Origin of the sequence: Ventosimonas gracilis, assembly GCF_001580025.1 — a bacterium.
Taxonomy (GTDB): Bacteria; Pseudomonadota; Gammaproteobacteria; order Pseudomonadales; family Pseudomonadaceae; genus Ventosimonas; species Ventosimonas gracilis.
On record NZ_LSZO01000129.1, the window covers coordinates 1 to 7,322 of the forward strand.

The window sequence follows — 7,322 nt, forward strand, 5'->3', positions numbered from 1 at the left end:
TAGCGTCCGTTTCATGACCACCTCCTCGGCGGTCAGTAAAACCGGACAGTTCATTTGCTACTGATGCGGACAGATTACTTATCACTGACACACAGTGGGCGCAGTATTTGACCTAGCGAGAGGCTTTCACTAAAATTGCCGCCTTTAACTTAAGGCCAATGCGCCTTGATTTTTATCTTGGCTCGCAACTGGCCGTCAACAGGTAACTCTTATGAAACGTACTTTCCAGCCCAGCACCATTAAGCGTGCTCGCACCCACGGTTTTCGTGCCCGTATGGCGACCAAAAACGGCCGCCAAGTATTGGCTCGCCGCCGCGCCAAGGGTCGCAAGCGCTTAACGGTCTAATCCCGCGCTTTGAGGCCATGTGCCAAGGCTTTTCGCGTGATAAGCGGCTGCTTGATGCCGAGCAGTTCAAGGCTGTTTTTGACGCACCCGACAGCCGCGCCAATGGGCGCGATGTTTTGTTGCTCGCCAGAAAAAACGGCCTGCAAGCGCCACGCCTTGGTTTGGTCATCGGCAAAAAAAGCGTCAAACTCGCGGTGCAGCGCAATCGCTTAAAGCGCTTGATCCGCACGGCGTTTCGCCTTAATCAGAGCGCCTTGGCGGGCTTGGATATTGTGGTGCTCGCCCGCAAAGGTCTTGCCGAACAGGGTAATGATGAATTTACCCGCCAGCTTGAAAGCCTCTGGCAGCGCCTGCTGCGTAAGTTTAAGTAGCACCTATGCGTAAATTCGCGCTGCTGCTTATCCGCTTTTATCGCTACGCCATCAGCCCAATGATGGCGAGCCATTGCCGTTTTTATCCAAGCTGCTCGGCCTATGCCGAACAAGCCATTAGCCAACATGGTCTGCTGCGTGGTGGCTGGCTTGCCGTGCGCCGCTTAAGCCGTTGTCACCCCTGGCACCCGGGCGGCTATGACCCGGTACCCGACTGCCCGCATTGCCATCATTCGGCAGAACCCAAAAACCTAAGCAGAAGTTAATCATTAGTTATGGATATTAAACGTACAATTCTTATCGCTATGCTGGCGATAGTGACCTACCTGATGGTGCTGCAATGGAATCAGGACTACGGCCAGGCCGCGCTGCCGCCTGTCGCCCCGGCGCAATCCACCACCAATAATACCGATTTACCGACTACCCCCGCGCAAAACCCAAGCGCTACGTCCGGCGACTTGCCGACGATTGAAGCGCCGCCTGTCGAGGCCTCCGCTATCGCAACGGCAAAGCCTGCCAGCAGCGGCCTTATCCAAGTGCAAACGGATGTATTTAATCTCGCTATTGACCCGCAGGGTGGCGATATTGTCCAGCTAACCTTGCCCAAGTACCCGCGTCGGCAAGACCGCCCTGATGTGCCGTTTCAGCTTTTTGATAACGGTAATGAACGCACTTATCTCGCACAAAGCGGCCTTTTGGGCGCGAATGCGCCCGACCAAGCGAGCGGTCGCGCACTTTGGAGCAGCGCACAAAGTCATTACCAAATGGTGAGCGGCGAAACGCTTAATGTGGATTTAACCTACCAAAACCATGGTATTGCCTTTACCAAACGCTTTAGCTTCAAACCCGACCACTATGAGATTGAGGTTAGCTATCTCATTGATAACCAAAGTGCACAGCCCTTTAGCGGCAATCTGTTTGCGCAGCTTAAGCGTGATAACAGCGCAGACCCCTCCAGCGCCGGGCTTGCCAGTACCGCAACCTACCTGGGCGCGGCACTGTGGACACCGGCAGACCCGTATAAAAAGCTCTCTTTAAGCGATATGGACAAGCATCCGTTTAAAGAAAGCCTGCAAGGCGGCTGGGTCGCCTGGTTGCAGCATTACTTTGTAACCGCCTGGATTGCCGATAAAAATAGCCAAAATGTGGTGCAAACGCGAAAAGACGGCGAAGGGCGCTATATCGTCGGCTTTACTGGACAGACCGTCGTTGCAGCGCCCGGCGAGCAGGTGCAAACCAGCGCCACGCTATACGCTGGCCCAAAAATCCAAAAGCGCCTAAAAGAGCTTTCGCCTGGCTTAGAGCTCACCGTGGACTACGGCTTTTTATGGCTGCTGGCGCAGCCGATTTTCTGGCTGCTCGAACATATCCACAGCCTCCTGGGCAACTGGGGTTGGTCGATTATCGTACTCACCTTATTGATTAAACTCGCGTTTTTCCCGCTGTCGGCGGCCAGCTACAAATCCATGGCACGCATGCGCGCGGTGGCTCCTAAATTGCAATCGCTAAAAGAACGCTTTGGCGACGATCGCGCAAAAATGTCCGCCGCAATGATGGAGCTGTACAAAAAAGAACGCATCAACCCGTTAGGCGGCTGCCTGCCCATATTGGTGCAAATGCCGGTATTCCTTGCGCTCTACTGGGTCTTGCTGGAAAGCGTAGAAATGCGCCAAGCACCTTGGCTGGGCTGGATTACTGATCTGTCCATCCGTGACCCGTACTTTATTTTGCCCATCATCATGGGCGCGACCATGCTGATTCAGCAGCGCCTTAACCCCACCCCGCCCGACCCGATGCAAGCACGCATCATGCAGTTGATGCCGATTATCTTTACCTTCTTCTTCCTCTGGTTCGCATCGGGCTTGGTGCTCTATTGGGTGGTCAACAACATCCTCTCGATAGCGCAGCAGTGGTATATCACGCGCAAAATGGAACGGGCACTCTCCTTGAGTAAAACCTAACCCCTTAAAACGCCCCGCTTTGGGGCGTTTTGCTTTGGAAGCGTTGCCATGCAAAAAGACAGTATCGCAGCGAGTGCCACCGCCCCCGGGCGCGGCGGCATTGGCATTATTCGCGTATCCGGCGCACTCGCCTTGCCGATTGCTTTAGCCATTGGCGAAATAACGCCAAAGCCCAGACAAGCGCACTACCTGCCTTTTCGCGATAGCCAGCGTCAGGTTATCGATGAAGGCATACTGCTCTATTTCCCCGCGCCACACAGCTTTACCGGCGAAGACGTACTGGAACTACAAGCGCACGGCGGCCCGGTGCTACTCGATATGCTGCTACGCCGCTGTTTGGAATTAGGCGCACGGCTGGCAAGGCCGGGCGAATTTAGCGAACGCGCCTTTTTAAACAACAAACTCGACCTCGCCCAAGCCGAAGCCATTGCTGATTTAATCGAAGCCGGAAGCGAACAAGCCGCACGCAATGCCCTGCGCTCGCTGCAAGGCGAGTTTTCCCGCCGTATTCACACACTCTGTGAACAATTAACCCAACTTCGCATCTATATCGAAGCGGCGATTGACTTTCCCGAAGAAGAAATCGACTTTCTGGCAGACGGAGCGGTTCTCGCCCAACTTAAGGCATTGCAACAAGCCTTAAACGAAGTGCTGAGCGAAGCCCGCCAAGGCGTACTACTGCGCGAAGGCATGACGCTGGTCATAGCAGGCCTGCCCAATGCAGGAAAATCCAGCCTGCTCAACGCCTTGGCCGGACGCGACAGTGCCATCGTCACCGACATCCCCGGCACCACCCGCGACCTGCTGCGCGAGCACATCCAAATCGACGGTATGCCGCTGCATATCATCGATACCGCGGGCCTGCGCGAAAGCGCCGACCCGGTTGAGCAAATCGGCATTAGGCGCGCCATTAGCGCCATTAACGAGGCGGATTTAGTGCTGTTGGTCACTGATGCCAGTCAAAGCCAAGCGCCGGTCTGGCCTGCTATCTTGGGCGAAGCGCCAAAACCCGCACGCACCTGCATTATTCGCAATAAAGCCGATATCACCGGGCAAACGCCCGCTTGCCAGCAAGGCGAAAACGGCAGCACGCAAATCACCCTATCGGCCAAAACCGGCAGCGGCCTTGAGCTACTGCGCGAGCACCTCAAACAACGCATGGGCTTTAGCAGCAGCGCAGAAGGCTCATTCAGCGCCCGTCGCCGCCACCTCGAAGCCCTGCGCCAAGCGGCTTTGCATCTACAACAAGGCCACCAGCAACTCAGCCAAAACGCCGCCCCCGAACTACTCGCCGAAGACCTCCTGCAAGCACAAAGAGCACTCGGCCAAATTACCGGCCAAATCAGCTCGGATGAACTGCTCGGCAAGATATTTCAAAGCTTTTGTATTGGGAAGTGATGTAGAGTCCAAAGACATCCACTGAAGTCTGCTTATGTGGCTTTAAGCCTTATAAATAAAGGAATTTTTGTCTACTGAATGATTCTGTGATACAGTTAAAGCCACTCAAATTTATGTCCAAGTTTAGATCCAAGTAGCTGGTTGATTGCTTTATTTCTCCTGCTTGGACATACGGAGGATAAGATGGCACTGACCGACATCGCACTCAAGGCGCTCAAGCCCAGAGACAAGACCTACACGGTCACCGACGACCGGGGGCTTCATGTGGAAGTGTTCCCGACCGGGGGCATCGTCTGGCGTTACCGCTACCGACTAAATGGCAAGTACGAGAAGCTGACGCTGGGCAAATATCCCGTGCTGACGCTGAAGAACGCTCGCCTGAAACGGGATGAAGCGGCCCAGCAAGTAGCAATGGGCGAATCGCCGGCAAAGAAGAAGCAGCAAGCCAAGGTGGCCGGCGCAGAAGACGCCACCTTGACCGAGTTCTCCGAGCGCTTCTTCAAAGACATCCAATCGCGCGACCGCAAGGATGTGACCATGCCGCGCCGCTACCTGGAAAAAGACATCCTGCCGCACATCGGCAGCAAGCCGATCCGGGACATCACCGCTGAGGACGTGCGCAGCGTCATCTGGCGCAAGAAGGAACAAGGCTTCGATGCCGCCGCCGGCCAGGTACGCGGCCTGCTCAAGCGCATGTTCGACTACGCGCTGACCTGCGGCCTGATCCAGGCCAACCCGGTCATGGCTCTGCCCATGCGGCACGTCTATCGCGCCGCCGCCCGCGACCGGGCGCTGACGCCCGACGAAATCCGGCAGTTCCTGCGTGCCATGCAGAAATCCAATATCCGCCGCCAGTTCAAGATCGCTTTCCAGTTGATCCTGATGACCCTGGTGCGCAAGTCCGAACTGATGCTGGCGCAGTGGAAGGACGTGCATCTGGACGAAGGCGAGTGGCACATCCCGGTCGAGAACTCCAAGACCGGCAAGCCGCACATCGTCTACCTGTCCACCCAAGCGAAGACGCTGTTCAAGGAACTCAAGCCGCTGGCCAGCAGCAGCGGCTGGGTATTGCCGGGGCGGGGCACACTGGCCAAGCCCTTTGCCAGCAATGCACTGAACCAGGCGCTGAAGGTGTCATTGCAGGGGCAGGAGATCCCCGCCTTCACCATCCACGACCTGCGGCGCACGGCATCGACATTGCTGCACGAACAGGGCTGGCCTTCGGATGTAGTGGAAAAGGCGCTGAACCATACCATCGGCGGCGTGCGGGGTGTCTACAACAGAGCGGAGTATGCCGAGCAGCGGCGGGAGATGTTGCAGGCGTGGGCGGACTACATCGACGGACTAGCACCGTCTGCCAATTTGGTGGTGTGAGTCCGCCCGGGGCGCTGGCGGCCTTTTCCTTTGGGGCTGTAGCCAATTTCTCGCACCAGTGGTGCGAGTTTTATCGCGTCACGATAGGTCTCAAAAAAGCCCTTCATCCGCCACAGGTTTGAAGCCGAGAAGCCAGCTATGCCGGGAAAAGCCGTCCGCAAATCTGCGGAAAGCTGCTCGACCACGCCTGCAACATTTCCCGCACCGGCTGAACAAGTTTCTTGCGGGAGGTTTTCTTGCTCGTTGTCATGGTATCTGTCTTTGCGGGATGCTGGCGTGGAAAGGTCGCATCACCCGCTCGCCTCGGAGACGGAATTTCTTACGTTAACAGGCAAGGGTGATGTGTTTGGAGTTTGGTTCAGGATAAGGACTGCCCCTGATTTCGGAAAAACGGCCAAATTCCAATCTCCATCATACTTCGTCGATCTGCAATGCCCTGCGTTCAAAGCGCTCATGCGTATCATGGCAGTGCTTGCTTGATCGTATCAGGTGCGTGACAACCTCAAAGGGCGCATCCACAAACGAGCGCATACAGACACTCCATGCACGGGCAGAAGCGATACGCGATTGCGCGGTAATGCCAATGCCATAACCGGCGGCAACCCACATCGCCATCAATTCAAATGAAGTGACATACTGAATATCGCATGGCTTTTCGGGAAGGCAGGCCATCTGCTGTTCCAACAACGGGCAAGATTCGGCTTGCCAACGGAAAATGGGATAGTCCGCCACGTCATTCAGCGACAATGCGGCCTTCTCAAGCAAAGGATGTCGTAACGGCGTGGCAATTGCCATTTCTTCGCGCCACAGCGGCTGGCTGTGCAGGGAAGCATTCGCCGCATCCGAAAGCGCCAACCCGGCATCGTAGCGGCCTTCCCGCAGCCCGAGCATCAGCGCATCGTTTGATACTTCCGATAAACGAATGGCAACCTCTAGCTCCTCTTCACGCTGCAAGGCCAGTAGCGCCGAAAGTTGCCGTGAAGGCACGCCGGGTGCAATGGCAAGCCTGATGTGTGAAGATACGCAGATGCCGTCTTGCATGAAAAGAAGTCCCGACAAATCGCCAGACAGAAAATCTGGCCGTGCAGGCATGATAGCGCATGGTTAAGTTTAACGTGGTTTGATTCCATCATTTGATAGACGCTTCTGCCCATGCAGAAGCGACACGTTAAACGAGGCCGTCCCCGAGGCACCACAACGTATGAAGCCAAACCGGCGCAGGCGTTTGGCGATGCCGTGCGCAGCGCCCGTCTGGCGCGGGGAATTGCACAGGAAGAATTGGCGGCTCTGGCTGGAATCGAGCGCTCACACATGGGCAAGATGGAACGGGGCGAGCATTTGCCGACACTGGCCTTGATTTTGAAAGTTGCCAACGCGCTGAAGATGAGCGCCGCCGAGTTGATGACAGACACGGAAACCAACCTGCGTGGAGCCGATAACCCTCAGCCGTGATGCGCTGCGCAATCATGCAGGCGCGTGGCGAACCTGTCCAGCAAGGCAGGTGATGGTTCTTCATCCGGTCTCAGCAGATAAGTGGTCAGCACGGCTGAATCCACCTTCAGGGGACGGATGATGACATGCGGGCATCGACACAGTGCAAATCGATTGGCGGTGATAAAGCCAATACCATAACCGGCACCGACCAGCGCCAGCATCATGTCCTGTGAAGTGGCGTATTCGATGATGTTCGGATCGCCTTCCAAAGGCCGCAGCAGGCGCATCAGCTCACGATAATAGCCTTCGCAATGCTGCGGGTCATACAGAATCAATGGGTAGTCCACTAGCGCCGGCAGTGGGATGGTTTTGTGGGTGAGCAGTGGATGGCGGATGGGGACAGCGACGAGCAGCGCGTCCTGCCAGACGGATTCTGCG

General features: G+C 56.1%; 10 protein-coding genes. 7 read left to right on the forward strand and 3 right to left on the reverse strand.

Annotation, left to right across the window (positions count from 1 at the left end; genetic code table 11):
• The first annotated feature begins 211 nt into the window (after positions 1-211).
• The 6 genes from rpmH (at position 212) to AXE65_RS05650 (ending at position 5,450) form a co-directional block, all read left to right on the forward strand.
• Positions 212-346, forward strand: a complete 135-nt coding sequence (rpmH, locus tag AXE65_RS05625; RefSeq protein ID WP_003291838.1) for a 50S ribosomal protein L34 — start codon at positions 212-214, stop codon at positions 344-346.
• Between the two features lie 17 nt (positions 347-363).
• Complete coding sequence (gene rnpA, locus AXE65_RS05630; RefSeq protein WP_068389280.1) at positions 364-717, forward strand: ribonuclease P protein component; 354 nt, start codon at positions 364-366, stop codon at positions 715-717.
• A 5-nt stretch (positions 718-722) separates the two neighbouring features.
• On the forward strand, positions 723-983 hold the full coding sequence (gene yidD / locus AXE65_RS05635) for a membrane protein insertion efficiency factor YidD (RefSeq protein ID WP_068389283.1): 261 nt from the start codon (positions 723-725) through the stop codon (positions 981-983).
• 9 nt (positions 984-992) lie between these two features.
• Complete coding sequence (gene yidC, locus AXE65_RS05640; RefSeq protein WP_068389288.1) at positions 993-2,678, forward strand: membrane protein insertase YidC; 1,686 nt, start codon at positions 993-995, stop codon at positions 2,676-2,678.
• A 48-nt stretch (positions 2,679-2,726) separates the two neighbouring features.
• Positions 2,727-4,076 (forward strand): tRNA uridine-5-carboxymethylaminomethyl(34) synthesis GTPase MnmE, encoded by a 1,350-nt coding sequence (gene mnmE, locus AXE65_RS05645; protein ID WP_068389291.1) that lies wholly within the window; start codon positions 2,727-2,729, stop codon positions 4,074-4,076.
• A 183-nt stretch (positions 4,077-4,259) separates the two neighbouring features.
• Positions 4,260-5,450: a tyrosine-type recombinase/integrase gene (locus tag AXE65_RS05650; protein WP_068389294.1), complete on the forward strand. Its 1,191-nt coding sequence runs from the start codon at positions 4,260-4,262 to the stop codon at positions 5,448-5,450.
• On the opposite strand, the gene AXE65_RS14440 is transcribed toward AXE65_RS05650, so the two are convergent.
• Complete coding sequence (locus tag AXE65_RS14440; RefSeq protein WP_079214059.1) at positions 5,408-5,635, reverse strand: DUF1016 N-terminal domain-containing protein; 228 nt, start codon at positions 5,633-5,635, stop codon at positions 5,408-5,410. The genes AXE65_RS05650 and AXE65_RS14440 overlap by 43 nt on opposite strands.
• Before the next feature lie 226 nt (positions 5,636-5,861).
• Positions 5,862-6,491 (reverse strand): substrate-binding domain-containing protein, encoded by a 630-nt coding sequence (locus AXE65_RS05655; protein ID WP_068389300.1) that lies wholly within the window; start codon positions 6,489-6,491, stop codon positions 5,862-5,864.
• A gap of 111 nt (positions 6,492-6,602) precedes the next feature.
• Here AXE65_RS05655 and AXE65_RS05660 point away from each other — a divergent pair, with 111 nt between their 5' ends.
• Positions 6,603-6,902: a helix-turn-helix domain-containing protein gene (locus AXE65_RS05660; RefSeq protein ID WP_068389298.1), complete on the forward strand. Its 300-nt coding sequence runs from the start codon at positions 6,603-6,605 to the stop codon at positions 6,900-6,902.
• On the opposite strand, the gene AXE65_RS05665 is transcribed toward AXE65_RS05660, so the two are convergent.
• Positions 6,893-7,322, reverse strand: a 430-nt coding sequence (locus tag AXE65_RS05665) for a LysR substrate-binding domain-containing protein (protein ID WP_239685036.1), incomplete at its 5' end; no start/stop codon positions are given. The two genes, AXE65_RS05660 and AXE65_RS05665, sit on opposite strands and share 10 nt — an antisense overlap.